Source organism: Streptomyces sclerotialus (assembly GCF_040907265.1).
Lineage (GTDB): Bacteria > Actinomycetota > Actinomycetes > Streptomycetales > Streptomycetaceae > Streptomyces > Streptomyces sclerotialus.
Map to the genome: position 1 here is coordinate 3,687,976 of NZ_JBFOHP010000002.1, position 23,746 is coordinate 3,711,721.

Consider the following 23,746-nt stretch of genomic DNA (forward strand, 5'->3'; position numbering starts at 1 on the left):
CCGTTCAGCCCACGGTCGGCGGGACGTCGTCGTCGCCGCGCCGGACGGTCCGCACGGGACCGCCCGGGCGCCAGGTCTCCAGCACGATGTGCGGGTCGTCGACGGAGACCCGCACCACCTCGGTGAGCTCCGCCCGGAAGAGGTGGAACGGCAGCGGCGTCTCCACCTCTGCCGAGTACCGTGCCAGCGCCTCCGCGTCCGTGATCTCGACGGCCCGCCCCGCGATCCGCGTGTCCCCGTCCGCCATGTCCGTACCGGGCCCCGGATTGGCGTGCAGCGCGAACCGCGGGTCCCGCCGCAGGTCCAGCGCCTTGCGGGAGCCCGGCATCATGCCGAGCCACAGCTCGCCGTGGCGGAAGTCGGCCTCCAGTCCGGTCAGCCGCGGGGAGCCGTCCGCCCGCAGGGTGGCGAGCACATGATGCCGGTACGCGCCGAAGCGCCGCTCCACCCGCTCGGCGAGCACGGGCTCCGCCCCCGCGAACTCCGACCAGCCGACCGCCTTCTCGTCCTGCGCGCGCTGCGCCTGATGCGCCGTGTTCGTCATGGCTCCACCATGAGGGCGATACCCGACATCTCCTGTCGGGTATCGCGGCCGTTTTCGGGCGGTCCCCCTCCGCCCCTGGTCTCCGCGAGGTCCTGGTCTCGTGAGGCCCTGGTCTCGTGAGGCGGCTCAGGCCGGTCCGACGTCCGCCGAGATCCAGCGCTCCGGTGTGAGGCGGACGGCGATCGCCTCCGGGCCCTCCGAGAGAGCCTGCCGGACGTAGTCGTCGACCCGCTCCGGAGGCACGTACCGCTCGGCCACCTGCTTGACCTCCTCGGCCGTCACCTGTGCCAGCCGGGCCGGTCCCTCCGCCGTCACATAGCGGTACGTCGGCGCGGTGCGCTGCACGGCCAGCGAGAACCGGCCCGCCGCCTCGATGAGCCGCGCCTTGCGGGACGTCCGGCCGGTGAAGATCAGGAAGTCGCCTCCGGGGCGGTAGCTGTACCAGACCGGCACCGCCACCGGAGCGCGTTCGCTCCCCGAGTCCACGGCCAGCACGGCGACGTGCGGTTCGGCGAGCAACTGGTCACGTTCTTCCACGGTGAGCGGCATCGCTGCGCCTCCTGGGGCGTCGATGTGCGGTGGACGGGGCCAGGCGTGCCCCGTATGCCGTCGTGCGACGGCAACTGCTCTGCGACTGCTCAACGAAGACGCGCGACAGGGTTGTTCCTCGTGCCGCGCCCACCCGCCCGGTACCGGCCGCACGCCCCGGCTCACGGCGGGCGGCGTAAGGCGCCGGACGTAGGGCGGCCGTTCGAGGGGCATCGGGCCCATGGTCCGTTACGCCCGCTCTCCCGGCTCCCTAGCCTCGGCACATGGACACCACGAGCGGCCCCACACACCCCACGAGCGGCACTCTCGACGAGGCCCTGGAGCGGCTGCACACCCGCGGCCCGGAGTTTCACGGCTACCTCAGCAACCACGGCCCGATGGCGGTCGAGGCGCTGGTCCGGCACGGCCGGGCCGACTCCGTGCACCGCTGGCTCGACCGCTACGAGACCACGCTGGAGGACCGCCCGCCCGCCGACACCGCGGTCACCGAAGCGAACTGGCGGGAAGCCCTGGGCGACCCGCGCCGGGTCACCGACTGGACCGCCTACATGAGCCGGCAGCTCGCCGACCGTCCCTGGCGCGACGTGCTCGCGGAGTGGTGGCCACGGCTCCTCCCCGGGATCGCCGGTGCCGCCACGCACCCGGTGATCCGCGTCGGGCACGCCGTCCGCACGCTCTCCCCGGACGGCGAGGAGGAGCCGCGGGTGGCGGAGCTCGCCCACGCGCTCGGTTACTGGGCAGCGCGGCATCTGCCGCTCGGTGACGTGGCGGCGCCCGCGGGGCGGAACACACCCGACGCCGCGCTGTGGGACGTACCGCCGGTGCCGGAGCAGGAGGGTGGCATCCGGCAGCGGCTGGCCCAGCTGGCGCGGACGCCGGGCTGGCCGGCCGCCACGGCGGCGCTGCGGCCCGCCGCCGGGCCCGCCGACGCCCGCGCACTGCTGGCCGGGGTCGTCGCGGCGGCCACCGCCCGGTACGCGGTCGACGCGGCCGCCGAACCGGTGATGCTGGTACACGCGGCGACCGCTCCCAACGCCGTCCTGCGGACGCTCCCCGCGCTGCCCGAGCACCTGTGGGTGCCGAGCCTGCACGCCGCCTGGGCCGCGAGCGCGGCGGTCACGGCGGCGTACGCGCCGCGCCACCCGGCCCGCCCGCAGGACGCGACGGGCGCCGCCCCTGGGGGCGCCACGGACGCCCCGGACGGCGCGTCCGGGACCGACACGCCAGGAGACGCTTCGGCCGACGCCTTCGAGCGGGCGGCAGCGCACGGTGACGCGCATGCGATCAAGCTGACCGACACCGCTCTCGACGTGGCCGCCGCCACCGGCCGACCGGAGGCCTTGCGAGCGGCACACCAGGCGGTCACCCTCATCCCTCCGAAGGACTGACGATGTCTCCCGCTCTCCTCCCACTCCCCTCCCACTCCCCTCTTGTTAAATCTTCAAGAAGTCTCTGAGCAATGAGACAGTGGATGGTATGAGCAACGACATGGCCGGTGAGCCGCCCTGGCTCAGCGACGAGGAGCAGTACGCCTGGCAGTCGTACCTGCACGCCACCACCCTCCTGGAAGACCACCTCGACCGTCAGCTGCAGCGTGACGCCGGCATGCCGCACATCTATTACGGGCTGCTCGTCCAGCTCTCCCAGGCGCCAAGACGGCGCATGCGGATGACCGAGCTGGCCCAGAACGCCAAGATCACCCGGTCCCGGCTCTCGCACGCGATCGCCCGCCTGGAGAAGAACGGCTGGGTCCGCCGGGAGAACTGCCCGTCCGACAAGCGCGGCCAGAACGCCGTGCTCACGGACGAGGGCATGAAGGTCCTCCAGGAGGCCGCCCCGGGGCACGTCGCGACCGTACGGGCCGCGCTCTTCGACCGGCTGTCCCCGGAGCAGGTACGCCAACTCGCCGAGATCTGCCGCTCCGTGGCGGACGGCCTGCAGCCCCAGGGCGCCGACCTCCCCTGGCTACGCTGACCGCCCTACGGGAAGCCGGCGGCCCTACGGAAGGCGAAGCGCACGCCGCCTACTGGCAGCGCGCGCCGAGCACAGGTGGACCGAGCGCAGGAAAGGGGCGCCCCGAGAGGGCGCCCCTTCTTCACGTCCGCGTCAGTGCGCCATCACCGGCACCGGCACGTCCTCGGCCGCGCCCTCGGTGTCCGCCGAGCTCGCCGTCGGTGTACCGGCCCCGGGCCGCCCGGTGTTGACGAAGACGAAGGCGATCGCCGCGGCGAGGAGCAGGATGCCCGCCGCCCACCAGATGGCGGTCGTGTAGCCGTGCACCATCGACTGCAGCTTGAGGACGTCGGCGGACCGCGCACCGGCCGCGTGCGCCGTCGCGTACGCCGTGGTCGCACCGGCCGCGATCGTGTTCAGCAGCGCCGTACCGATCGCGCCGCCCACCTGCTGCGAGGTGTTGACCATCGCCGAGGCCACACCGGCGTCCTGCGGCTGCACACCGTGCGTGGCCAGCGACATGGCCGGCATGAAGGCGGTGCCCATGCCGAGGCCCAGCAGCAGGAACGAGGGCAGGATCAGCGCCGGGTAGGAGCTGTCCAGATCGATACGGGTCAGCGACAGCATGCCGATCGAGGCCAGCAGGAAGCCGGGCGCCATCAGCAGCCGCGGCCGGACCCGGGTCATCAGCCGGGCGCCGATCTGCGTCGATCCGGTGATCATGCCCGCGATCATCGGAAGGAAGGCCAGACCGGTCGTGACCGGCGTGTATCCCTTCACGATCTGCAAGTAGTAGGTCAGAAAGAGAAAGAGACCGAACATTCCGATCACGGCGAGGCCGAGCGAGGCGTAGACGCCCCCGCGGTTGCGGTCGGTGACCACCCGCAGCGGCAGCAGCGGTGCCTTCACCCGGGACTCCACGACCGCGAAGGCCGCCAGCAGCACGCCTGCCGCCACGAAGAGGCCGACGGTCATCCCGGAGCTCCAGCCGTCGGACTCGGCCCGCGTGAACCCGTACACCAGCGAGACCAGTCCGGCCGTGGCGAGGACGACGCCGGGGACGTCGAGCCGGGACGGGTTGCGGCCCTCAGCGGGCTCCCGGATGACGAGCAGCGCGCCGGCCGCCGCGATCACGGCGAAGGGGATGTTCACGAAGAACGTCCAGCGCCAGTCCATGTACTCGGTCAGCACGCCGCCGAGGATCAGGCCGACGGCGCCGCCGCCACCCGCGATGGCACCGAAGATGCCGAACGCCTTGGCCCGCTCACGCGCCTCGGTGAAGGTCACCGCGAGCAGCGACAGCGCGGCCGGCGCCAGCAGCGCACCGAACACGCCCTGCAGCGCGCGGGCGCCGAGCAGCATCGCGGAGCTGCCCGCCGCACCGCCGAGCGCGGAGGCGAGGGCGAAGCCGACCAGGCCGATGACGAAGGTGCGGCGGCGGCCCCAGAGGTCGGCGACGCGGCCTCCGAAGAGCAGCAGCCCGCCGAAGGCGAGGGCGTACGCGGTGATGACCCACTGCCGGTTCCCGTCGGAGATCCCGAGGTCCGCCTGGGCGGAGGGCAGCGCGATGTTCACGATCGTCGCGTCGAGCACGACCATGAGCTGGGCGAGGGCGATGAATATGAGCGCTTTCCAGCGCCTGGGATCCACGTTCTGGACGGTTGTGGACATGGATGGGTCCGCCTAAGGTGCGAAGAAGTGCGAAAAAGAGGTTGTGAGACGCTTAAGGGTGTTGTGTGTCGTTGTGTGACGTTGCGTAGTACTGCGTGGTGTTACGAGGCGGGCGCCGCAAGAAGGACCGTCCTACCGGTGACGGGCCACCGGTGACGGGTCACCGGTAACGGGTCATCGGCGACAGGACGCGCCGAGTGCGGCGGCCGCCGCCGTCACCGGCCTTGCCGGAGGTCGTCGAGGGTGGCCGCCACGCCGGGCAGTTCGGACCTCGCCGGAGCCGTCAGGCCGTCCAGGAACAGCTGAAGGTGGCGGTGCACGAACCTGTCGAAGTCGGTACAGCCGTTGCCCGGCAGCGGCCGCGTGAGCTGGGTGATCGCGACCATCAGGTCACCGACGGCGATGTCGGTGCGCAGCTGGCCGCTCTCGCGCGCGGCACCCATGAGGGCCTCGACGGCCCGTTCCAGGCGGTCCCGCGCGGCGAGCAGGTCGGGGTGGTCCTTGTCGACGCCGTCGGAGAGGAGCGGGCAGAGCGCTCCGATGCGCTCCTCGACGGCGGCGTGCACGAAGACCCGGAGCGCCTGGAACGCGTCGCCCTCCGTCGCGAGCGCGTCCTCCGCACGGTCCGCCGTGCGGTTCATGACGGAGAGCGTGACGTGGTGGATCAGGTCGGCGCGGTCCGGGAAGTGCCGGTAGAGGGTGGCGTTGCCGACACCGGCCCGGCGGGCGACCTCGTCGAGCGGGACATCGGCCCCGTGCTCGACCATGATCTCGCGAGCCGCCGCGACGATCCGCTCCCGGTTGCGCTGCGCATCGGCCCGCAGACGGGGCCGGTCCGCCGTCGCGGCGACAGTGGGGGTGACGGTCACGTCGGCTCACTCCTCTCGGGTAGGGCGTGCGGCATATCGGTACCGCGCGGGTGCGCGGGCCCGTGGAGGCCGAAACCGGGGAGCGGGTCCCCGTTTCGCACGGACGCCCGGTTAAACGGGGAGGAGCTCCCCGGCTATTTCCCGCCCTTCGTGTGACCTGCCCCACAACCGCCGCCCTGAGTGAGCCGGACCGTCACCGGATGACGTAACCCGGCGGGCAGACGGCCGCCCGCCGCCCCAGGGTGAGCACATGAGGCAGATACCGTCCGCCCTGCTCGCCACCGCGGCCCTCGCGGTCACGCTGGTCGTACCGGCCCTCAACGCCGCGGCGTCGCGCCCCGGCGGCACCACACGGCCGGGCGACAGCCGGCCGGCCGCCTCCCCGGCCCCGGATGCCCAGCGGTACTCGGCCCTACAGGGGCGCAGCGACACGGGACAGGGGGACGGCGACGGCATACGAAGGTCCCCCGACGGCCCGCACACTCCCGGATCGGCGGACACCCGCCGCGGCACCTCCTCAGCCCCTCCCCCGTCCTCCCGGGACGCCTCGGCGGCCTTCCCCTCCGGCCGCTGCGCCCTGCCGGGTCCCACGACCGGCGTCTCCGAGGCGGCCGCCACCCCCGGCGGCTACGTCCGCGCCAACGGCCGCGTACGGGCCCTCACGGTGCTCATCGACTTCCCCGACGTACGCGCCGGGATCAGCCCCCGCGCACGCTACGGCGAGTTCTTCCCCGCCGCGCCCCGCTTCTTCCGCGAGAGCTCCCACGGCAGGCTCGACTACCGCTCGACCCCGGTCCTGAAGTGGATCCGGATGTCGCGGCCGCTGCCCTCGTACCGCATCGAGCGCGGCACCTCCTTCAACCCCGCTTCGGAGAACGGCTATTACGCGCTGGCCAAGGAGGTCGTGCGCGCCGTCGACCGCGAGGTGGACTTCCGCACCTACGACCTGGTGAACGTGCTGGTCACACCGGAGGCGGGCCCGCCGGCGACGGAGAACGTCTGGTCCGTCACCTTCAGCGGCGGCCCGCTGGGCCTGAAGACGGGCGACGGCACGTCCCTGAAGAACGTGTCGTTCATCTGGAGCCGGCAGACCGGGCCGAGCGCCTACCGGGTCCTCAACCACGAGAACGCGCACTCCTTCGGCCTGCCCGACCTCTACTTCACCGATGGACGCGCCGATGCGCACCCCGTGGGCCACTGGGACCCGATGGACGTGGACTGGGGCCCGGAGAACGACTTCCTGGGCTGGCACAAGTGGAAGCTGGGCTGGCTGGCCCCGAAGCAGGTGGACTGCGTGCACCGCGCCGGGTCGGTCTCCACGCACCGGCTCACGGCGGCAGCCGTCCCCGGCGGCACGAAGATCGCCGTCGTCCCGGTCTCCCGGTACCGGGCGTACGTCGTGGAGGCGCGCCGCACCGGCCCGCTCGACCCGACCGCCTGCCGGCCCGGCGTCCTGGTCTACCGCGTCGCCACCGACGTCCCGTCGGGCAAGGGCCCGATCCGGATCTCCGACGCCACCCCGAAGAGCGCCGGGTGCTTCCACAAGGACCCGAACGTCCGCGCAGGCCTGACGGACGCCACGTACCGCCCCGGCCAGACCTTCCGCGCCGACGGCATAACGGTCAAGGTCCTCGAGGACCGCCCGGCGGCGGCCGACGTCGACCACGACGCCACGGACGCCTTCCGCGTGCGGATCACCACCCCGCGGCGCCACTGACGCCCGACGCGGCGAGCCCTGCCGACGCAGCGAGCCCTGCCGGCGCATGCCCCCTGCCGGCGCATGTGCGGCCCCTGTCGGCCCCCCTGCCGCCCTGCCGCCGCGTACGGCCCCCGCACCCCCGCAGCCCCCGCGCACCCCTCAGAGCTCCTCAGAAGCTCCTCAGAGCCCCTCAGGCGCCCCCACACAGCCTCTCCGCCCGCTCCAGGCGCTCAGTCCCTCCAATGCCGCCGGCCCAGGCTCACGAGCCGCAGCTGCCTGCGGGCCCGCTCGGCGATCCGGTCGCACGCGACCGTGTCGCCGTCGTCGGCGGCGTCGAGGATTGCCGACGCGGTCATCACCAGGTGATCGACGTACATCTCCGCGAGCATCAGCACGTCGTCGTCGCTCCAGCCGTCCGACACCGGCTGTGCCCGGAGCGCCGCCGCCACCTCGGCGGCGAACCGCGCCAGCTCGGCGGCTATCGCCCTGCGCACCGCCCGCACGCCGCCGTGCCGCTCGCGCGCGATGAAGCGGATGTGCGCCGGGTTCTCACGTACGTACTGCTCGACCACCGCGACCGTACGGTCGATCCGCCCCTCGGCATCGGGCTGCTCCGCGAGGATCGCGCGGACCACGCCGTGCAGGCTGCCGAGCGACTCCTCCACCAGCGCGACGCCCAGGTCGGGGATGTCCCGGAAGTGCCGGTAGAACGCCGCGGGCGCCACCCCCACCATCCGCGTCACCTCGCGCAGCCCGATGCTGCTCAGGCTCTGCTCCGCCAGCAGCCGGAGCCCGGCGTCGAGGAGCGCCTGTCGGGTCTTCTGCTTCTGGGCCTGCCGGACGCCGGTGGTGTGACTCATGCCATTCAGTAAACATCCGTTCTCCGACGCGATCCACCCCGGGCCGCGCTAGACTGATAAGTCAGTGAACGACTGTGACACCAACTGTTCACTGAATTGAACGATCAAGGCCACCCACCTCACCTGGAAGGGCCAGCAATGATCTTCCTTGTCGCAGCCTTGCTCCTCCTGGGAGTTCTCATAGGCACCGCGGCACACCTCCCGCTCGCCGCGACTCTCACCGCGGCCGCCGCGATCGCCGCCTGGCTACTGATCTTCGCCATCCGCGAGTACCGCGCGAAGGAGGCCCGTCGATGACCACCCTGACCCATCGCCTCAGGACCGAGCCCGACGAGACCCGGACGGAGTCCGGCGGGACCGGGACCGGACCGGCCGCGACCGGCGCCGCCCCCACGCCCCGCCGCAAGGGCAGCCAGGCCGACGGCATGGCCGTGGCCTCCTTCGTCCTCGGCCTCGTGGGCCTGCTGGTCATGAACCTGGTACTCGGCCCGCTGTCCCTGATCCTGGGCGCCGTCGCCCTCCACCGGCGCACCGCCCGACGCGGCCGCGCTCTCCTCGGCATGACCCTCGGCGCCGCCGACCTGATCGTCCTGGCCGCCGTCGTGACCGTCGACGGCACGGTCAGCTGGAGCTTCGCCTGACCCGCACCCGTACAGGGCCCGCGCCGCGCCGCCTCGAGGGCGGGAACTCCCCGACCACCCAGCGGCGAGACCGGGCGCGAGCCCATCCGCTACCCTGTTCACGGCCAGCCGATGGTGCGTACACCGCCCGCCGTGACCTCTCACCCAGGGCACCGCACCACCACTGACCGCCCCGCCTCCGTAGCTCAGGGGATAGAGCACCGCTCTCCTAAAGCGGGTGTCGCAGGTTCGAATCCTGCCGGGGGCACCAGGCAAAACGGCCCGGACCGATCATGGTCCGGGCCGTTTTGACGGCAGGAGTTGACGGCAGTTCCTACTTCCGGCGCTTGAACAGCCGGTCCATGTGACTCATCGCCTCACGCCGATGGTTGTCGTTCACGTGCGTGTAGACGTTCATCGTGACGGCAATCTGGGAGTGCCCCAGGATCTCCATGACGGTGCGCGGGGCGACGCCGGCCGCGAAAAGCAGCGAGGCGCATCCGTGCCTGGTGTCGTGCAGTCGCACCCGCGGCAACCCCGCAGCCACCGCGATCCGTCCGAAGGACCGGTACAGGTTCCGCGGTTCGACGGGCCGCCCCGTGCGGGTGGTGAACACGTAGTCCCCGTCGTGCCAGTCGGTCCCGGCAACGGCTCGCTGCCCGGCCTGGCGCAGACGCTGCCACCGCAGCGGGGCAACGCACATGAGCGGAAGGGGAACCGTCCTCGCACGCCGATTCTTAGTTGTGTCCACGTACAGCTCCTTGGTGCCTCGCTGGAGCTGTCGCCGAACGGTGAGCGTGCGCCGTTCAAAATCCACGTCCTGCCAGTGCAGGCCGAGGATTTCACCGCGTCGCAGTCCGAGCGCGATCGCGAGCACGAACGCGGGATACAGCGGGTCGGGCCGCGCGGCCTCCAGAAACGCCAAGCTTTCGTCCAGCGTCCACGGCCGTAGCTCCCGCGGCGCCGGAACCAACTGTGCGACGTTCCGGGTGATCAGCTCCTCCCGGCAGGCTGCCGTCAGCGCAGTCCGGAGTACTCGGTGCGATTCCTTCGCGGTCGCGGCGGACGCCTGCTCCGTGACCGCAGAAACCATCCGTCGCACGTTCGCTGTACTCAGCGTCTCCAACCGACGCGTTCCCAACTGTGGGACGAGGTACAGCCGCACGTGCATCTCGTATTTTGCATACGTGGTGCGCTTGCGCTGCGGCTTGATGTACTCCTCCAGCCAGTACGGCAGCCATTCGGAGAGCTTGGCGGACCGGGTGGGTGTCGGGATGCCCTGACGGTCGCGCCGAACGAGTTCCTGGCGCTTCTCGTCACAGTCTTCCCATGTGACGCCGTAGATGGTCTTGCGCTTGCGGGTGCCGTCGGGCTGCGGGACGTAGACGCGTCCTTCCCAGCGGCCATCCTTGCGCTGCCAGATGCTGCCGGCGCCGTTGGGGTTCCTCTTTCGGGCTGCCATCAGGCGGCGTTCTCCTCGATTCGTTCCTGCATGAAGGCGCGCAGACTGTCGGGGGACACGCGCCGTGCGCGCCCGACGGTGAAGCTCGCCAACTGACGGGATCGGATGAGGTCGTAGACCTTGCTCTTGCTCAGGCGCAGGGCGGTCATGACCTCAGGGACGGTGAGGGCTTCTTGGGTTGTCGGCAGCGTGGTGTTGCTCATCGCGGCGTGTCTCCCGAGGAATGCTCGAAGGGGGCCTGCCGGCCCCCTTCCGTGAGGTCCGCTACATCCGCTACATCCGCTACACCGCAGGTCAGGGGCCTGTTCGGTGTAGCGGATAGGCGGGATGTAGCGGATAGCTGCCGCTACGCGGAGCGGACGGCGAACAGCGGTGATGTAGCGGTCGTATCCGCTACACGGCTCTCATCCGCTACAGGAAAACCTTCTGTGACCTGGGCTGTAGCGGATGTAGCGGCTGTAGCGGACGCCTCAGGGGGTGGGGGGCAGTACCGCATCCAGGCGTCGGCGAGGTCGGCGGCGTAGTAGCCCTTGGGGACGCCGGCGGCGGTGCGGATGCTGCGGGGCTTGATGGGCTCGTTGTCGCCGGTGACGTACTCGCCGAGCATCTTGGCCAGCGTGCGGGAGTTGAGTGGCTGGCCGCCCATGTCGCCCCACGGGGCCTCTTCCATGGCGTTGAGGCATTCGAGGATGACGGCGGTGGGCATGCGGTCGGCGCCGCGGAAGACCTGGTCGCGCAGGCCGGTAAGCAGTTGGACGCCGAGGGAGGCTTTATCGCCCTTCTTAGCGGCCTTGATCAGCTCGATGCAGGCGGCGCGGGCCCGCTCGGGCCAGGAGCCACCGGCCGCGTCGGCGACCGCAAGCAGAGGCTCCCAGACGTCCGCGGGCCGGTCGCTGACCCCGGCGGGCAGCTCGGGCCAGGCCCCGTCGACCAGGTGCCGCACGCTGTTCGCCCAGGTGGCGAGCCGGTCCCGCAACGCGTTGCCTTCGGGGATGTGCTTGCGCTGGCGGAAGGGTTCGACCTTCTCGTTGGGGGCGCGCTTGCGCATCCGAATGATGACCGAGCGCGTCATGATCGTGTCCGGTAGGTTGCCCAGCCCTGCCAGGGCGACGGCACAGAAGGTCTCGAAGCGGTGCGAGTCCTGCTTGGAGCCTTCCCCGACGCAGCGCAGGACGCCGACGCCGCGGCGGTGGCCGGCGTTGATGAAGCCGCGGAGTTCTTCGTTGTCGCCGGCCTTGGGGCCGAAGATGGTGTCGATCTCGTCGAAGAGGATCGTGGGCAGGTTGCCGGGGTCGGAGACTGAGCGGAACAGCGCCGATACCGACGCCTGGGCGGCCAGGATGTCGTTGGGTACGAGGGTCTGGATGACCTCCAGCGCGCGGGACTTTCCCGACCCGGGTTCGGGTGAGAGGAAGGCGATGCGCGGGGTGTAGTCGAAGCAGTCCATCAGGTGCGCGTGCGCGTCCCACAAGGTCACGGCCACGTAGGCGGCTTCCAGCGGGAAGATGTTGAAGCGGCGGTGGAAGGCTTCGACCTCATCGAGCAGCGCGGCGCCGTCGATGGGTGGCTTGGGGGTCGTGGTCATGCGGCGGTCCTGTCTTCCTTGACGGCGCGGAGGGGGCAGTCGTCGCGGTGGGCGGTGTGCTCCTCGATGAGGGCGAGCACTTTGCGCTGGCCGACCGCGCTGCGGTTGCGTCCGCACTCGCAGATCGAGGTGGCGGTGGGGATGGCGCCGCGGCCGGGGGCGGTGATGTGCAGCCAGGCCACGGGGCGGCGCCGGTCGTTCGGCTGCGGGTCAGGGCGAAGAGCTGAAAGGACGCCCTTGCGGGCGACGCCCTTCGGCGCTCCACTGCCGGCGGGGGTGGCGGCCGGTTCGGCGGGGCCGGGGTGGTCCGTGGCTGCCGGGAGGCTCTTAAGGCGGGGAGGGCGACCGGCGCTCATGCGGTCTTGCCCTGCGGGTTGTGGGCGATGGACCAGTTCAGGGCGCTGGTGATGACCGGTGTGCACTCGCGCTCGGACAGTCCGGCCGACTCGCCCGCCTGCTTAAGAGCCTCTTCGACCACCTGGCGGGGCAGGTCTCCGGAGGCGACGAACCGGCCCAGGGCGCGGGCGGCCCGGGTGAGCGTCCAGTTCCGCTCGCGGTCCGCACCGTGAAGGTGTGGGGGACGGGCTGCCCGGCGCGCTCGCAGAGCGCCTGGAAGGTCTCCACGCCGTCAGGCGTGTCCGAACCGCTCTTGCTCTTGGGTCGGTCCAGGTCGATGACCAGCAGCCCGGAGGGGCCGGTGGCGATACCGACGTTGAACAGCGCCCCAGAGAACGCCGTACGGATGCGGTCCGGGTCGAGGGTGGCGCGCTGCTCCCACTTGCGGTGCCCGGCCGCGCAATCCCCGGTACGCCGGCAGGTGGCTTCGCCGTGCAGGGCGGGGGCCTTCTCGCCGGGGCGCAGGGGGAAGACGTGCCAGCCGCGGTCGGCTGCGGCCAGAGCAGCGTCCAGGAGACGCCACCGGCCGTCGGAGACTCGCCGGGAGGGGGTGGGTTGGGTCATGCTGGAGTCCTCCATGTCTGTGGAAGGGCTGGAGACCAGGGCGACCGCGCTTCTTTGGCGAGACTGAGCGGTCGCCTTTGGTGTGCCCTGGGGCTGGTCAGTGGTGGTTGATGGTTCCGCTGGCCCGGCCGAACAGGCCGGTGGCCGTGATGTTCTGCGTGATCGGAGCAGGAGCCGGAACGGGGCGGCGGCAGCGCTTGAGCAGGGCCAGCGCGGCCCCGCCCCCAGCGGCGATGAGGGCGACGGCGGCCCACAGGGCATCGGTCATGGCGATCAGTCCCGGTGCGGCGTAGGAGAGCCCGACCGCGGCCAAGGCAATGCCACCGCCGACGGTCGGAGCAAGCAGGGCGGTGGTCTTGGCCCAGGCCGGGATCGGCTGCGAGGCCGGGGCGGCGGGTGCGGGGGATGCGGTCGGCTCGGCGTACCCGAGGACTCGGGTACCGCCGGGGAGGATCACGGCCTGAACGCCCGGAGGGATCTCCGCGGGCCGCATCGGCGGGTAGCGCAGCTCCTGCGCTGAGGTGAGGTGGGCGGTCTGGATGGTGGTGGGGGTGAGCGGTTCGGGGGTGTCCACAAAGTGCCTCCGAGCACGCGGCGGGCGCCCCTTCGATGTGGAGGGGCGCCCGGATGCTGGTCACGGTGTGTGGTCGTACTGGTTAGTGGTTACTGGTTACTGGCAACCGCCCTCGTGAGAGGCCCTGTGTGGCCACTGGAGGGGGTTTTACTGGTTAGTGGCAAGTTGCCAGTAACCAGTAGCTCCCTGTGGTCGCCTGAGGGGTGTTCTCAGGCGTGGTCGGGGTGGACGTAGACCGAGTGCGGGCCGTTGTCCCGGTAGATCAGTTCGCCGCGCTCGACGGCGGCCTGGAGGGCCTTGCGGACGGCCAGGCGGCTGCGGCCGACGAGGTCGGCCACCGCCGAGGGCTTCATGCCCATGGCGCCGGCCGACTCGATCGCGTCGATCGCCTCGGCCAGCCACTCCGGCCCGCTCTCCTCCCCGCCGCCGCTGTTGTCCGAGCCGCGGAGCGGAGAGGTTCAGCCCCTCGGCCTTCGGTGCCGGCTGCTCGACCGGTGCGGAGTCGGTGGTGGTGCCGAACTGTTCGTCGATCTGCTGCATGAACTTCCGGGCCAGAGCGTCCGCGTCCTCTCCCGCCTTGGCGGCCGGGGCGGACTGCTCGCGCAGGGCGGAGAGGTTCAGCCCCGCCCCGGTGTTCGTGCCAGCCGACTGGACGGGCGCGGTCTCGGTGGTGCCGGTGTCGCCCATCCAGGCCAGCCGGTCCGCGTCCCAGCGGGTGGCGTAGTCCGGTCCGGCGGCGCGGGCGGAGATCTCGTCGAGGACGGGGTGGCGGTCGCTGGTGGCGTGGACGATGTCGCGGATCTGGTTGGGCAGGATCCGCCAGTTCTTGAACAGCCCCGCCGGGGACTCCGGCGTGCCCATGAACCCCGACCCCTTGTAGGGGGCCTGTTCGACCTTCAGGCCGCGGCGGCCGGGGAACATCTTCCCCAGGTCCATGCCCTCGGTCTCCCCGCCGGTCAGGGCGACGCGGACCTTGGCTTCGCGGCGGATCATGAGGTTGCCGAGGACGGAGCCGGTGGCGCCCAGGGCGGTGAGGATGGTGCGGCCGCCCATGGCGCGCATGATGCGGATGACTTCCAGGATGAGCTTGGCCAGCTCCCGGATGGTCTTGTCGTTGCTGGCCAGGATCTCCGCGCCCTCGTCGATGACCAGCATGATCTGGGGGATCTTGCGGCTGATGGGCAGCAGGTCGGTGTTCCGGGCGGCCATCAGCTCCTGGTAGGCGGTCTTGCGGTGCTTGGCGATGCGCACCATCGCCTCCAGCATCCGCCCCGCTTCCTTCGGCGTGGCGGCCAGCCAGTCAATCCCGGGCCGCACCTTGTCCCCAACCGTGCCGTCGGGGGTGAGGGCGGGGCGGACCCAGGGCAGGTCGGCGGATCCGGCGTTGAGGTCGATGACCCAGGTCAGCACGTCCTCGGCGCGGGCGAACCCGGCCAGCACGGTGTGCACCAGGTTCGTCTTGCCCGACCCGGTCGGGCCGACCAGGAGGGCGCACTGCTCGCGCAGGTAGGCCAGGATCTGGTCAGCGTTGCTGCGCACGCCCCAGGGGATGCCGGTGTGGATGGACAGCGGGCTGTAGTCCTCTTCCGTCACGATGGTGAAGCTCCCTTCGAGGGGCAGGGCGCCCCGGCCGGGCCCTAGGAAGCGAGGCCGGGGCGTCGTGATGAGGAAGGTCAGGCGGCCAGGCACAGGGCCGCTACGACGAGAGCGGTGATGTGGGCGGTCTGATCGACGTGCGCGGCCCCGCCGCGCTCCGCCCACTTGGACTGCCGGGCCAGTCGCATCCAGCGCTGGATGGGCCAGCGGCGATCAATCAGGCTGTGCGTGGCACCGATCCACACCACCGCGACCGCCGCGGGCAGCGGCGGAAGATGCCACCCCAGCGCGGCCGTGCCGATGGCCAGCAGCAGGCCGCTGATCAGGACGTGGGTGGCGGCGTGGGCCAGGTTGGCAGCCCAGCCGGTGCGGCCGGGATTGGCTTTGCAGGTGGCCTGGTGGTCGGTCTGGAGTGGGTTTGTCGCTGCTTTCTTGGCGTGTCTCACATTCCCCAACTCCCGTTGGTCAGGCGTGGGGTTAGCAGTTGATGACGGACGTGTCGCGGACGTACCGTCCCGCCGCGTGTTGGTGCACTTCTTCTCTGCCGATGGCTGGCAGTACTGGGGGCTCGATGGCGAGCCGTTGATCCCTGAGCGGATGCCGGTGCTGTTCGACGACGACTTTGTGTTCGAGGACATGCACGGTCCGAGGGCGACGCGGGCGGTGAACGCCTGGCTTCGTACGCTGCCGTCGAGCGGGGCGCCGTCGCCGAATTCGTGGCGGGCGTACGCGCTGGCGGCCCGGGACTGGCTTACGCATCTGCGCCGGCACCGTGTCGAGGTGTTCGGTACGCGGCAGGAGCTGGTGGCCGCGCTCGCTACGTACGCGGACCGCCGGTTGTCGGGGCCGTTGGACGAGCGGTTGGAGTTCTCGTCGTGGGAGTTGCAGGTCACGGCGTTGAGCCGGTTCTACGACTGGGCCGAGAGCGAGGGCCTGGCCGCGGCGGTGCCGTTCACGGTGGCCACGGGCAAGCGGATGGTGCAGGGCCGGCTGGTGGAGACCCGGCACAACCGGGCCCGGCTGCGGCGGCCGAAGCCGCACGTGAAGGTGCAGTATCTGGAGTCTGACTTCGCCAATCTATTCCGCTACGGCCTGGCCGGGCTGGGCCCGGATGGACTGGAGGACGCGACGTTCCGCGGCCGGTTCCCGGGCCGGAACGCGGCGATGGGCGGGCTGGTGCTGGGCACCGGGATACGAAGCCGGGAGTTCAGCCACCTGCTGGTTCATGAGGTTCCGCCGCTGCCCGCTGAGCCGACCGAGGTGCCGATCCCGTGGGTGGTCCCGGAGCTGGCGGCCAAGGGCCGGAAGTTCCGCACGACGTGGATCGACTACGCCTCGCTGGCGGCGGTGCACTCCTACATCGACCTGGACAGGGAGATGTCGCAAGGATCGTGGCGGCCGAGGAAGCCGCTGGTGGTGGAGGAGGCGGACTTCTACGGCGGCCGGGTCAACGGCCGGCGCACACGCTGGGCGGCGCTTCGGCCGGAGGAACGGCTGCGGCTGATCGGACCGCAGGGCGGGTCGCTGCTGCTGGCACTGAGCTACGACGGGCGGCCGCTTGTGGACTGGGGCACGCTGTTTCGCCGCACGGCCCGCCGGATCCGTGAGCGCTTCGAGCCGCGGTTCCCCGACGTCGCGCCGCACCGGTGCCGCCACACCTTCGCCATGGCCACCCTGGAGAAGCTGGTGGAGGGCCACTACCGGCAGGCCGCTCAGCTCGCGGCGGCGACCGGAGATACGTCCGGGCTCGCGCTCTACCTGCTGAAAGCCGATCCGCTGCTGATCCTGCGGGACCTGCTCGGACACTCCAGCGTGGTCACCACGGAGGTCTACCTCAAGCGCCTGGATGTCCACCGGATCTACCGCGCGGCCTGGGAACGGACCCGCGCCGTCATTGATGCGGCCGCGCTCGCCGAGGCCGACGCTGAGTTCGCCGAGGAGCTTTGATGCCGGCCGAAGTCCTGCGCGATCCGCTCGCGCTCAAGCTGTCCCTGCCCGGTGAGACGTCAACGGTCATCGTCATCGGTGACCTGTCCAACCCGGCGCTGGCGGCCGATCTGGCCGAGGGCCTTGCCGCCTCGATTCATCCCCACGGACCGCTCGCCAAGCTGACCACGGTGAAGAGCTTCATCTACACCCTGCGGCGGATGGTCCGCGAACTGACCGAGGACGGCTTCACCGGTTCGGCGGCCGAGCTGACCAGAACCGTGCTCGGGGCGTTCTGGCTGCGCTCGCACTACTTGATCGAATACCGCACCCGCACGATCCTGCGCGCCTTCGACACCCGGCACCAGGTGCTGCCCGAACCGGTGCGGCAGATGGTGTTCGGCAAGAACTACACACGCCCCACTGTCAACGGCCCGCTTCCTCCCTACTCACCGGCCGAATGGAACCGGCTGATCGACCTCTGCAAGCAAGAGGTACGCCGCCTGGGGGAGGCACAGCGGGCGATGGTCACGCTCGCCGAGGGCGGCCAGGATCCGGCAGTAGGCGGCTGGAGCGAGGTGAACGGGGCCTGGCTGATGCTGCGAATGGGCCCGGTGACCCGGACGGAGGTCGCCGCTCACCTGGGCTTGACGCCGAGGGCGTTCACCAGGCGGCACCGGGGCATCGAGCGCGCCAGGGCGGCGCTGTTCCCGTCTCACAAGGACGCGATTGCCTACATGCTGCTGTTGGCGGCCTGGACGGGCATCGTCCCGGACGGGCTGAGTGGCCTTCAGATGTCCGGGATCCGCTGGACCGGGCGGCAGGCGACGCTGCTGTCCTACACCAAGGGCCGCACGGCGGACGAGAGCTTGGTGTTGTCGCCGCGGGCGTCGCGGCTGCTGGAGCAGTGGCTGCAGCACAGCGCCCTGCTGCGCGGGTATGCCCCGGCCGAGCTGGCCGAGCACGTGTGGTTGGTGACGCGGCAGGGCCGACTGGCCCGCGCGGCCTTCGAGGAGTACATGATGCGCGGGTGGGTCAAGGCCCATGATCTGCGCGGTGATGACGGCCATCTGTTGCGCATCGACCGCCGGCGGCTGCGGACGACGTTCATCGCGCAGCGGGGCCAGCGGCAGTGGTCCCTGCGGGCGACGGTCGATCCGAACCACTCGCCGCAGGTCGAGGGTGATCACTACCTGTCGGCCGCGACCCCGGCGCAGAAGACGGTGGTCGAGGAGATCGCCCGGGACGCGCAGGGCGACCTGCTGCGGCGCGCGAGTGCCCCGATGGTCGTCGACGAGGCGGCCAGCGTCGCCGAGCTGCCGGAGGAAGCACGCCGCCTCGGGTTGGCCGAGGGCGCCTTGGCTGAGTTGCTGTCGGGCGAGCGGGACGTGTTCAGCGGGACCTGCGCCGACCACTTCGCCAGCCTGCACGGGCCGAAGGGGAAGCCGTGTCCGGCCCGGCCCTGGGTCTGCCTGCTCTGCCCGCTGGCGCTGTTCGCCCCGCGTCACCTGCCGAATCTGCTGCGGCTGAAGGCCTTCTTCGCGCGGCAGTTCCGCCAGATGCCGCGCGAGCAGTTCGCCGCCGTCTTCGCCCCCTACGCCCGCCGCCTGTCGGCGGACATCCTGCCGCGGTTCGAGAAGGCCGCCCTCGCCGCCGCACAGCGCGGCGTCGGTGACGAGGACGCCGAGCTGCCGCTGCGAGCCGAGGAGACCACGTCGTGAGCCTGCTTCCTGTCTCCCCGGAGCCTGCGCTCGGATCGGTGTTCGCCGGCGCCGACATCGCCGCCACTGCCCGCCTGAACTGGCTGAGCGACTGCCCGCGGCCGCGCTTTGAGGACGACGTGTGGTCGTTCGTCGGCTGGGCCGATGCACCGGTGCAGATGAAGGTGACGGAGAAGAACGTGCTGTTCGACCGGATCACCCACCGGCCCTGGCGCGTGGTCGCCAAGGAACTCGCCCTGGCCTGGATCGCCACCCAGGACGAGCGAGTCCTCGCCTTGCCCCGGGCCCGCCGGCTCCCGCGCCATCCCCGCACCATCTATGCCCGCGTCTACCACCTCACGTTCTGGCTGAACTGGCTGCACGAGCGCCGGATCTCCACACTCACCGCGGTCACCCAGGACCACTGCGAGGCGTTCCTGCGCGAGTACGGCGTCGTCCGGGACAAGGAGACCGGCGCTGTCCTGCGGAACAAGGCCGGCGGCTCGCTACGGACGGTGGTCTCCGCCATGCAGGACATCACCGACTACGGCGAGCTTCTGTCGGCCGACCGGCACCGGCCCGGTTTCCGGCCCTGGGGCGCACGATCGCCCCGCGTCGTGACCGGGGCACCGTCCCGACCGCAGGTGGTGATCAAGACCGAGCCCTTGGGCGACGAGGTCCTGCGGCCGTTGCTGACGGCGTGTTTGCACCTGGTCGACGTGCTCGGACCGCACATCGTGGACTTGCGGAGCCAGCTGCAGGCCGAGCGCGAGTCCTGGCGCAACGTCGAGTGGTCGAGGCATCTGCGGGACGGCGACCGGCTTGCCGCGCTGGTCGAGGAACATCTGCGGACGGGGCAGCCGCTGCCGCGGATCGAGGACTTCCAGGTGACCAAGCGCCTCCGCCTGGGGTGGGACCCGAAGGATCCGTTGCTGACAGCCAACTTCCAGCACCTGCTGCGGCCGACGGGACACCGCGACATTCACAAGTCTCTCTTCGCCCAGGCCCGGCCGCTGCTGGAGGAGGCGGTCGCCGAGCTCGGCACCGAGTACGTGTGGTGTCGCGACCCGGCCGACGCCCCTCGCGCGGACACCGGCGAGTTGATCCCTTGGTCGTTGCCGTTGTCGAACAGGTCCTCTAACGCCTTGATCCGGATCGCCGGGCACGCCTGCACGGTCGCCACCGCCGCGTTGACGGGGATGCGGTCCAGCGAACTGATGGAACTGACGGTCGGCTGCCGCCGCACGGACGACGCCGACGGCACCGGCCTGGCCCGGCACCGCCTGGTCAGCAAGGTCGTCAAAGGGCGTCTATGGGGCGGCGAGGTCGACGAGTGGGTCGTCATCGAGGAAGTCGTACGTGTTATCGCTCTGGCCGAGCAGATCACGGACGCTGGGCCTGGACAGCCGTTGTTCGGCGCGTTCAACGGCTTCGAGTCCAGAGGGGCTATGACCTGGATGCGGCAGTGGGTCGCCTCGCCCGCCGGGCGACGCATGGGCCTGGAGCCGATCCCCGACGAGCCGGTGCACCCCCGCCGCCTGCGGCGGACGCTGTCTGTCGAGATGGCCGCCCGCCCGGGGGGACTGCTGGCCACCAAGGTCCACTTCAAGCACCTGCAGGTGGCCACCAGCGAGGGATACGCCGGCCGGCCGGGCGGCGCCCAGGCCGTCTTCCACCACGAGTGGAAGACGGAGGAGGCGAAGGAGAAGCTCAAGCGGACCGTCGAGGCATACCGGCAGTTCGAACAGGGCCAGATGCCCGCCGGCCCGGGAGCCGACGCGCTGCTGGCTTCCTTCCGCGCTGTCGAGAAGGAACTGGCCGACCACGAGCCGGGCCCGGCGAAGGTGGTCACCGACCGGCAGATCGAGCTGCTGCTGAAGAAGAAGGCGTCGGTCCTGCACCTTTCCGCGGCGAACTACTGCTGGTTCGAGGACCCGGCGAAGGCGATGTGTCTCAAGCTCGCCGGCACCAGGTCCGCCGCAGCTCCGCTGACCGGGCTGTGTGACAGCTCCCGCTGCCCGCAGGCCACCCACCACCTCGTTCACCGTTCCGTCTGGCAGACCACAGCTGACAACGGCGTCGTCCTGCTGGCCAGCCCTCGCATCCCGCCCGCGGAGAAGGCCCGGCTGCGGGCCGAGCACGAGCGGTCCATGCGGGTTCTCGAAGAGATCGACACGGCAGCCGGAAAGGCCGGATGACATGGCACTGAGCCACCAGCAGCGCGACCAGATCGAGCGGCGGATCCGCGCGGCCATCGACCGGCTGCTGGCCGGGCAGATCTCGCCCGGCGGCGCCTGCGACGTCAAGACGCTCGCCCGCGAGGCGGGCATCTCCCGCGCATCCCTCTATCGGACCTGGGGCCACCTCAAGGACGAGTTCGAGAAGCGGCGGGCAGCCGCCTGGGCAGCCGGACAGCAGCCTGACCCGCGCGAGGCCCGCATCGCCCGGCTGCGTGATCTCAACCAGCGGCTCACCGGCAAACTCGCCCGCACCCACACCGAGCTCACGCAGCTCAAGGAACGTCACCAACTGCTGCTGTCGGTTCTGGCGGCCAAGGACGACGAGGTCCAGCGGCTCCGCCGCGAGCTGAGTACGTTCGCTTCGGCCCCGAATCAAGGGCAGGGGGACGACGCCCTGGGCGTCGTCCCCCTGCCCCGGCGCTGATGTCAGAGCCGTCACCCGCAGGGACGAACCGCGCGACGCTACGTCGACGCTCGCCAACCGAGACAGACACCCGAACCTTCTGCCGGGCGAGAGGCATCAGCTGCCCTGCGGGAGCGAGACACCGGAGAAGGTGGACACGACCTTCGTCGCGTTAACCCAGTAGTCGGCCAGCAGATGCGCCAGGTACAGCAGCATCGCGATCTCAGCGAACACGGGTGTCTCCTGCAGATCAGGCGGCCAGGGCGGGGGCATCCGCACAGGCCACACACATGCCGAGTGAGGTCGAGATGGTGCAGCCCACATCCCGCCCGCATTCGGGGCAGGTGCGGCGGGCGGTGTTCGCCTTGGCCAGCGCCGCCCACTTCGCCGGCGTCATCGGCCGGACCGGCATCGCCAGATCAAGGCGGTAGAGGTAGGCGACCCGCAGACCGGCGCGGTAGCGACGTGAGCACCACAGGATCTGCGCAGCGACCTCCTGCCCGCCCGGCCGTAGCCCGCGGGCGCGGAGCTGCCGCCGAGTGGCCAGACCGTCCGGGGCGAGGCGGAACGGGTAAGTGGGGATGCCGTAGCGCAGGCCGTTCGGGTCGTAGAACCGCATCAGGGCCTACCGGCCAGCGCGGCGCCGTTGACCGGGCGGGGCGCGTCGCGCAGCTCCTGGTAGCGGGAGGAGACCCAGCCCGCCGACCAGCCGGTCAGCTCGGCCGCGGTCCGTACCGGCAGCTCGGCCGCGAACGCGACCTGCACGGTGGCCCGGGCCTTGTCCTCCGACTGCTTCTCCTTGGCCGGGCCAGCGGCGAGGAGAGCCTCGCGTTCACGCGCGGCCCGCTCCTCGCGCTGCTGGCGTTCACGCTCGACGCGCTCCCGGCGCTCGGCGGCCTCACGTTCACGGCGTTCACGCTCGCGCTGCTGCTGTTCACGCTCCCGGCGCTCGCGTTCACGCTCCTCGCGCTCGGCACGCTCGCGGGCCTCTTCCCGCTCGCGCTCCTCCCGCCTTGCCCGCTCCTCGCGTTCAGCCTGTTCACGGGCGAGCTGGGCCTAGTGCTCGCGCTGTTCACGGGCCAGCGCGGCAGCATGCTCCCGCTCCTCCCGCCGCTCCCGGGCGGCCTGTTCCCGGCGCTCGCGCTCGGCCTGCTTCTTGTCCTCCAGCGCGGTCACCGCGCGGGTGATGGCGCGCCGGTAGGCAAGTCCGGTCTCGGCCGTGACGATCAGCAGGAGCGGCGCCACGGAGTGGACGGCTACTCCCACCAGGTCGCCCTTTCAGGGCGGAGTCGGCGATGTTCAGGGCCAGGGTCATGGCGCCGGTCATCCACCGCAGGGCGATGGGCCACCGGCCGCCGTGCCCGCCCAGGCGGGCCAGGACCGAGTCCAGACGGACTACGATCACGACCGCGGCGTCGACCACCAGCGGCAGGATCGGGGCCGTCCACACCCAGCCGTCGGGCGTGTGGGAGGCCATCAGCGGCGTGACGGTCAGGATCGAGTAGAGCATCGCGCCACCCCCGACGATCAGCCACGTGCCGGCCGACAGCGCACTGCTGAACGCACCTGAACACCGTTCATCCCGCACCCCCCGACCGCTCGACGTCGGGTGCGATGACGCTCAGGAAATGGTCACGGCCGGCGTCGTAGATGAACGGCACGCGCCGCCACCGGACCTCCGACACGGGGCGTTCATCCATCGGGCCCCAATCGCTCAGCGGGACTCCCAGGGTGGCCACATAGGCGAAGGCGGCCGACTGGTTCGGGGGGACGCTGTGGGCTCTCCGTAGTGGAGCAGCAGCGCCATGGACGCGTCTGCCGGCGTCTGGCTCAACTCCTCCAGGCGCTTCGCCATGTCGGCCAGCTCGGTACGGGCCGCGGCCAGCTCGGCGGCCGTGTCCTCCAGCGTGATCTGGAGCGACCGGACCTCCTGACGGGAGGTCTCGGCCTTCTTCTCAGCGGCCTCGGCGCGGGCCGTGAGTACGAACGTCTCCCGGATGTGGGAGCCGTAGGCGGTGTTGGCCTGCTGCTCCAGCTCGCGGGTCCGGGCGCGGGCGGCGTCCAGATGGGCGAGACGGTTTCGGGTGACGATGCGGATCACGCCGCGTCCCCCATCCCGGCCTGGTTGGCCAGCGCGGTACGGGCGGCCAGCACCTTGCGGCAGGCCCGGCGCAGACGCTGCGCGCCCAGCTCGGAGGGCGGCTGGTCCAACAGGCTGATCTGCACGTCCAGCAGTTCGACCTCCGCCTGAATGACGGGCATCTCGCGCTCGATCGCGTCCAGCTCAGCGGCCGACGGCTCCCCGTCGACCGGGGTGGCGGTAACAACCGCCTGAACAGCAGCGATGTGCTTCATGGGTCGTGGTCCTCTCACAGGTGAACGGCCCGAACAGCGGCCCCGGGTCTAGCCACCCGGGGCCGCGCGCCGTTGGAGCGGTACATCCGGCTCCCCTCAGCCCCGCCCGTACGACCGCAAGGGCCGGACGGGCAGAGGAGGCAACCGGCCGCAGCAGAGAAGCGCCGCGGAAGATTGGCA

The 23,746-nt window shown here is 71.1% G+C and carries 24 protein-coding genes, 1 tRNA gene and 2 pseudogenes; 10 read left to right on the forward strand and 17 right to left on the reverse strand.

Features of this window, described 5'->3' with window-relative positions; genetic code table 11:
- Nucleotides 1-4 precede the first annotated feature (4 nt).
- Complete coding sequence (locus AAC944_RS16245; protein ID WP_051871909.1) at nt 5-544, reverse strand: pyridoxamine 5'-phosphate oxidase family protein; 540 nt, start codon at nt 542-544, stop codon at nt 5-7.
- Between the two features lie 126 nt (nt 545-670).
- Entirely contained in the window at nt 671-1,093 is a 423-nt protein-coding gene (locus AAC944_RS16250; RefSeq protein WP_030617132.1) for a pyridoxamine 5'-phosphate oxidase family protein, read from the reverse strand.
- Nucleotides 1,094-1,356: 263 nt separating this feature from the next.
- On the opposite strand from AAC944_RS16250, the gene AAC944_RS16255 reads away from it, so the two are divergent.
- Nucleotides 1,357-2,481 (forward strand): questin oxidase family protein, encoded by a 1,125-nt coding sequence (locus AAC944_RS16255; protein ID WP_030617131.1) that lies wholly within the window; start codon nt 1,357-1,359, stop codon nt 2,479-2,481.
- 88 nt (nt 2,482-2,569) lie between these two features.
- Complete coding sequence (locus AAC944_RS16260) at nt 2,570-3,067, forward strand: MarR family winged helix-turn-helix transcriptional regulator (protein ID WP_030617129.1); 498 nt, start codon at nt 2,570-2,572, stop codon at nt 3,065-3,067.
- Between the two features lie 132 nt (nt 3,068-3,199).
- Here AAC944_RS16260 and AAC944_RS16265 read toward each other — a convergent pair whose 3' ends face one another.
- Both AAC944_RS16265 and AAC944_RS16270 read right to left on the reverse strand, forming a co-directional pair.
- On the reverse strand, nt 3,200-4,717 hold the full coding sequence (locus tag AAC944_RS16265; RefSeq protein WP_030617127.1) for an MFS transporter: 1,518 nt from the start codon (nt 4,715-4,717) through the stop codon (nt 3,200-3,202).
- A 215-nt stretch (nt 4,718-4,932) separates the two neighbouring features.
- Nucleotides 4,933-5,586: a TetR/AcrR family transcriptional regulator gene (locus tag AAC944_RS16270; protein WP_030617124.1), complete on the reverse strand. Its 654-nt coding sequence runs from the start codon at nt 5,584-5,586 to the stop codon at nt 4,933-4,935.
- A gap of 250 nt (nt 5,587-5,836) precedes the next feature.
- Here AAC944_RS16270 and AAC944_RS16275 point away from each other — a divergent pair, with 250 nt between their 5' ends.
- The gene (locus AAC944_RS16275; RefSeq protein WP_051871908.1) at nt 5,837-7,303 is read left to right on the forward strand and encodes a M6 family metalloprotease domain-containing protein; all 1,467 of its coding nucleotides are present in this window, start codon (nt 5,837-5,839) and stop codon (nt 7,301-7,303) included.
- 212 nt (nt 7,304-7,515) lie between these two features.
- Here the strand turns inward: AAC944_RS16275 and AAC944_RS16280 are convergent, their stop codons facing one another.
- The gene (locus AAC944_RS16280) at nt 7,516-8,145 is read right to left on the reverse strand and encodes a TetR family transcriptional regulator (RefSeq protein ID WP_030617114.1); all 630 of its coding nucleotides are present in this window, start codon (nt 8,143-8,145) and stop codon (nt 7,516-7,518) included.
- Nucleotides 8,146-8,283: 138 nt separating this feature from the next.
- Here AAC944_RS16280 and AAC944_RS16285 point away from each other — a divergent pair, with 138 nt between their 5' ends.
- The 3 genes from AAC944_RS16285 (at nt 8,284) to AAC944_RS16295 (ending at nt 9,036) form a co-directional block, all read left to right on the forward strand.
- The gene (locus tag AAC944_RS16285) at nt 8,284-8,442 is read left to right on the forward strand and encodes a hypothetical protein (RefSeq protein ID WP_196943061.1); all 159 of its coding nucleotides are present in this window, start codon (nt 8,284-8,286) and stop codon (nt 8,440-8,442) included.
- On the forward strand, nt 8,439-8,786 hold the full coding sequence (locus AAC944_RS16290; protein WP_030617110.1) for a DUF4190 domain-containing protein: 348 nt from the start codon (nt 8,439-8,441) through the stop codon (nt 8,784-8,786). The genes AAC944_RS16285 and AAC944_RS16290 overlap by 4 nt, the downstream gene beginning before the upstream one ends.
- Nucleotides 8,787-8,960: 174 nt before the next feature.
- Nucleotides 8,961-9,036: transfer RNA gene (locus AAC944_RS16295), tRNA-Arg, on the forward strand.
- Nucleotides 9,037-9,099: 63 nt separating this feature from the next.
- On the opposite strand, the gene AAC944_RS16300 is transcribed toward AAC944_RS16295, so the two are convergent.
- The 8 genes and pseudogenes from AAC944_RS16300 to AAC944_RS16335 all read right to left on the reverse strand — a co-directional run bounded on the left by AAC944_RS16300 (nt 9,100) and on the right by AAC944_RS16335 (nt 15,388).
- The gene (locus tag AAC944_RS16300; RefSeq protein WP_030617107.1) at nt 9,100-10,227 is read right to left on the reverse strand and encodes a site-specific integrase; all 1,128 of its coding nucleotides are present in this window, start codon (nt 10,225-10,227) and stop codon (nt 9,100-9,102) included.
- Entirely contained in the window at nt 10,227-10,430 is a 204-nt protein-coding gene (locus AAC944_RS16305) for a helix-turn-helix domain-containing protein (protein ID WP_030617104.1), read from the reverse strand. The genes AAC944_RS16300 and AAC944_RS16305 overlap by 1 nt, the downstream gene beginning before the upstream one ends.
- A 143-nt stretch (nt 10,431-10,573) precedes the next feature.
- Nucleotides 10,574-11,812 (reverse strand): DUF3631 domain-containing protein, encoded by a 1,239-nt coding sequence (locus AAC944_RS16310; RefSeq protein WP_030617100.1) that lies wholly within the window; start codon nt 11,810-11,812, stop codon nt 10,574-10,576.
- Nucleotides 11,809-12,168: a hypothetical protein gene (locus AAC944_RS16315; protein WP_030617097.1), complete on the reverse strand. Its 360-nt coding sequence runs from the start codon at nt 12,166-12,168 to the stop codon at nt 11,809-11,811. Before AAC944_RS16315 ends, AAC944_RS16310 begins: the two co-directional genes overlap by 4 nt.
- Nucleotides 12,165-12,772 (reverse strand): annotated as a pseudogene (locus AAC944_RS16320) (bifunctional DNA primase/polymerase). The gene AAC944_RS16315 and the pseudogene AAC944_RS16320 overlap by 4 nt, the downstream one beginning before the upstream one ends.
- 97 nt (nt 12,773-12,869) lie before the next feature.
- Nucleotides 12,870-13,346, reverse strand: a complete 477-nt coding sequence (locus AAC944_RS16325; RefSeq protein ID WP_030617095.1) for a hypothetical protein — start codon at nt 13,344-13,346, stop codon at nt 12,870-12,872.
- Between the two features lie 147 nt (nt 13,347-13,493).
- Nucleotides 13,494-14,939: an MDR/zinc-dependent alcohol dehydrogenase-like family protein gene (locus AAC944_RS16330; RefSeq protein ID WP_438272808.1), complete on the reverse strand. Its 1,446-nt coding sequence runs from the start codon at nt 14,937-14,939 to the stop codon at nt 13,494-13,496.
- An 80-nt stretch (nt 14,940-15,019) separates the two neighbouring features.
- Entirely contained in the window at nt 15,020-15,388 is a 369-nt protein-coding gene (locus AAC944_RS16335; protein WP_030617089.1) for a DUF3307 domain-containing protein, read from the reverse strand.
- A gap of 82 nt (nt 15,389-15,470) precedes the next feature.
- On the opposite strand from AAC944_RS16335, the gene AAC944_RS16340 reads away from it, so the two are divergent.
- From AAC944_RS16340 to AAC944_RS16355, 4 genes are read left to right on the forward strand one after another with little or no spacing between them, the layout of a single operon-like run.
- A complete protein-coding gene (locus AAC944_RS16340; protein ID WP_490368266.1) occupies nt 15,471-16,889 on the forward strand; it encodes a site-specific integrase in 1,419 nt (472 codons plus the stop codon).
- Nucleotides 16,889-18,589 carry a hypothetical protein gene (locus AAC944_RS16345; RefSeq protein WP_030617086.1) on the forward strand — a complete coding sequence of 567 codons (1,701 nt, stop codon included), beginning with the start codon at nt 16,889-16,891 and terminating at the stop codon, nt 18,587-18,589. The genes AAC944_RS16340 and AAC944_RS16345 overlap by 1 nt, the downstream gene beginning before the upstream one ends.
- Nucleotides 18,586-20,766 carry a hypothetical protein gene (locus AAC944_RS16350; protein ID WP_030617083.1) on the forward strand — a complete coding sequence of 727 codons (2,181 nt, stop codon included), beginning with the start codon at nt 18,586-18,588 and terminating at the stop codon, nt 20,764-20,766. Before AAC944_RS16345 ends, AAC944_RS16350 begins: the two co-directional genes overlap by 4 nt.
- 1 nt (nt 20,767) lies before the next feature.
- A complete protein-coding gene (locus AAC944_RS16355) occupies nt 20,768-21,232 on the forward strand; it encodes a hypothetical protein (RefSeq protein ID WP_051871907.1) in 465 nt (154 codons plus the stop codon).
- Between the two features lie 229 nt (nt 21,233-21,461).
- On the opposite strand, the gene AAC944_RS16360 is transcribed toward AAC944_RS16355, so the two are convergent.
- The 4 genes and pseudogenes from AAC944_RS16360 to AAC944_RS16375 form a co-directional block, all read right to left on the reverse strand.
- On the reverse strand, nt 21,462-21,830 hold the full coding sequence (locus AAC944_RS16360; protein WP_030617079.1) for an RRQRL motif-containing zinc-binding protein: 369 nt from the start codon (nt 21,828-21,830) through the stop codon (nt 21,462-21,464).
- A pseudogene (locus AAC944_RS16365) lies at nt 21,830-22,792 on the reverse strand (DUF2637 domain-containing protein). The gene AAC944_RS16360 and the pseudogene AAC944_RS16365 overlap by 1 nt, the downstream one beginning before the upstream one ends.
- A gap of 133 nt (nt 22,793-22,925) precedes the next feature.
- Nucleotides 22,926-23,312, reverse strand: a complete 387-nt coding sequence (locus AAC944_RS16370) for a hypothetical protein (protein ID WP_030617076.1) — start codon at nt 23,310-23,312, stop codon at nt 22,926-22,928.
- Nucleotides 23,309-23,566 carry a DUF6284 family protein gene (locus tag AAC944_RS16375; protein WP_030617073.1) on the reverse strand — a complete coding sequence of 86 codons (258 nt, stop codon included), beginning with the start codon at nt 23,564-23,566 and terminating at the stop codon, nt 23,309-23,311. The genes AAC944_RS16370 and AAC944_RS16375 overlap by 4 nt, the downstream gene beginning before the upstream one ends.
- Nucleotides 23,567-23,746 lie beyond the last annotated feature (180 nt).

Excerpts from the sequence above, each read along its gene's own strand:
- AAC944_RS16245 (WP_051871909.1), bottom strand. The coding sequence starts at position 544 with ATGACGAACACGGCGCATCAGGCGCAGCGCGCGCAGGACGAGAAGGCG.
- AAC944_RS16250 (WP_030617132.1), bottom strand. The coding sequence starts at position 1,093 with ATGCCGCTCACCGTGGAAGAACGTGACCAGTTGCTCGCCGAACCGCAC.
- AAC944_RS16255 (WP_030617131.1), top strand. The coding sequence starts at position 1,357 with ATGGACACCACGAGCGGCCCCACACACCCCACGAGCGGCACTCTCGAC.
- AAC944_RS16260 (WP_030617129.1), top strand. The coding sequence starts at position 2,570 with ATGAGCAACGACATGGCCGGTGAGCCGCCCTGGCTCAGCGACGAGGAG.
- AAC944_RS16265 (WP_030617127.1), bottom strand. The coding sequence starts at position 4,717 with ATGTCCACAACCGTCCAGAACGTGGATCCCAGGCGCTGGAAAGCGCTC.
- AAC944_RS16275 (WP_051871908.1), top strand. The coding sequence starts at position 5,837 with ATGAGGCAGATACCGTCCGCCCTGCTCGCCACCGCGGCCCTCGCGGTC.
- AAC944_RS16280 (WP_030617114.1), bottom strand. The coding sequence starts at position 8,145 with ATGAGTCACACCACCGGCGTCCGGCAGGCCCAGAAGCAGAAGACCCGA.
- AAC944_RS16285 (WP_196943061.1), top strand. The coding sequence starts at position 8,284 with ATGATCTTCCTTGTCGCAGCCTTGCTCCTCCTGGGAGTTCTCATAGGC.
- AAC944_RS16290 (WP_030617110.1), top strand. The coding sequence starts at position 8,439 with ATGACCACCCTGACCCATCGCCTCAGGACCGAGCCCGACGAGACCCGG.
- AAC944_RS16300 (WP_030617107.1), bottom strand. The coding sequence starts at position 10,227 with ATGGCAGCCCGAAAGAGGAACCCCAACGGCGCCGGCAGCATCTGGCAG.
- AAC944_RS16305 (WP_030617104.1), bottom strand. The coding sequence starts at position 10,430 with ATGAGCAACACCACGCTGCCGACAACCCAAGAAGCCCTCACCGTCCCT.
- AAC944_RS16310 (WP_030617100.1), bottom strand. The coding sequence starts at position 11,812 with ATGACCACGACCCCCAAGCCACCCATCGACGGCGCCGCGCTGCTCGAT.
- AAC944_RS16315 (WP_030617097.1), bottom strand. The coding sequence starts at position 12,168 with ATGAGCGCCGGTCGCCCTCCCCGCCTTAAGAGCCTCCCGGCAGCCACG.
- AAC944_RS16345 (WP_030617086.1), top strand. The coding sequence starts at position 16,889 with ATGCCGGCCGAAGTCCTGCGCGATCCGCTCGCGCTCAAGCTGTCCCTG.
- AAC944_RS16355 (WP_051871907.1), top strand. The coding sequence starts at position 20,768 with ATGGCACTGAGCCACCAGCAGCGCGACCAGATCGAGCGGCGGATCCGC.
- AAC944_RS16360 (WP_030617079.1), bottom strand. The coding sequence starts at position 21,830 with ATGCGGTTCTACGACCCGAACGGCCTGCGCTACGGCATCCCCACTTAC.
- AAC944_RS16375 (WP_030617073.1), bottom strand. The coding sequence starts at position 23,566 with ATGAAGCACATCGCTGCTGTTCAGGCGGTTGTTACCGCCACCCCGGTC.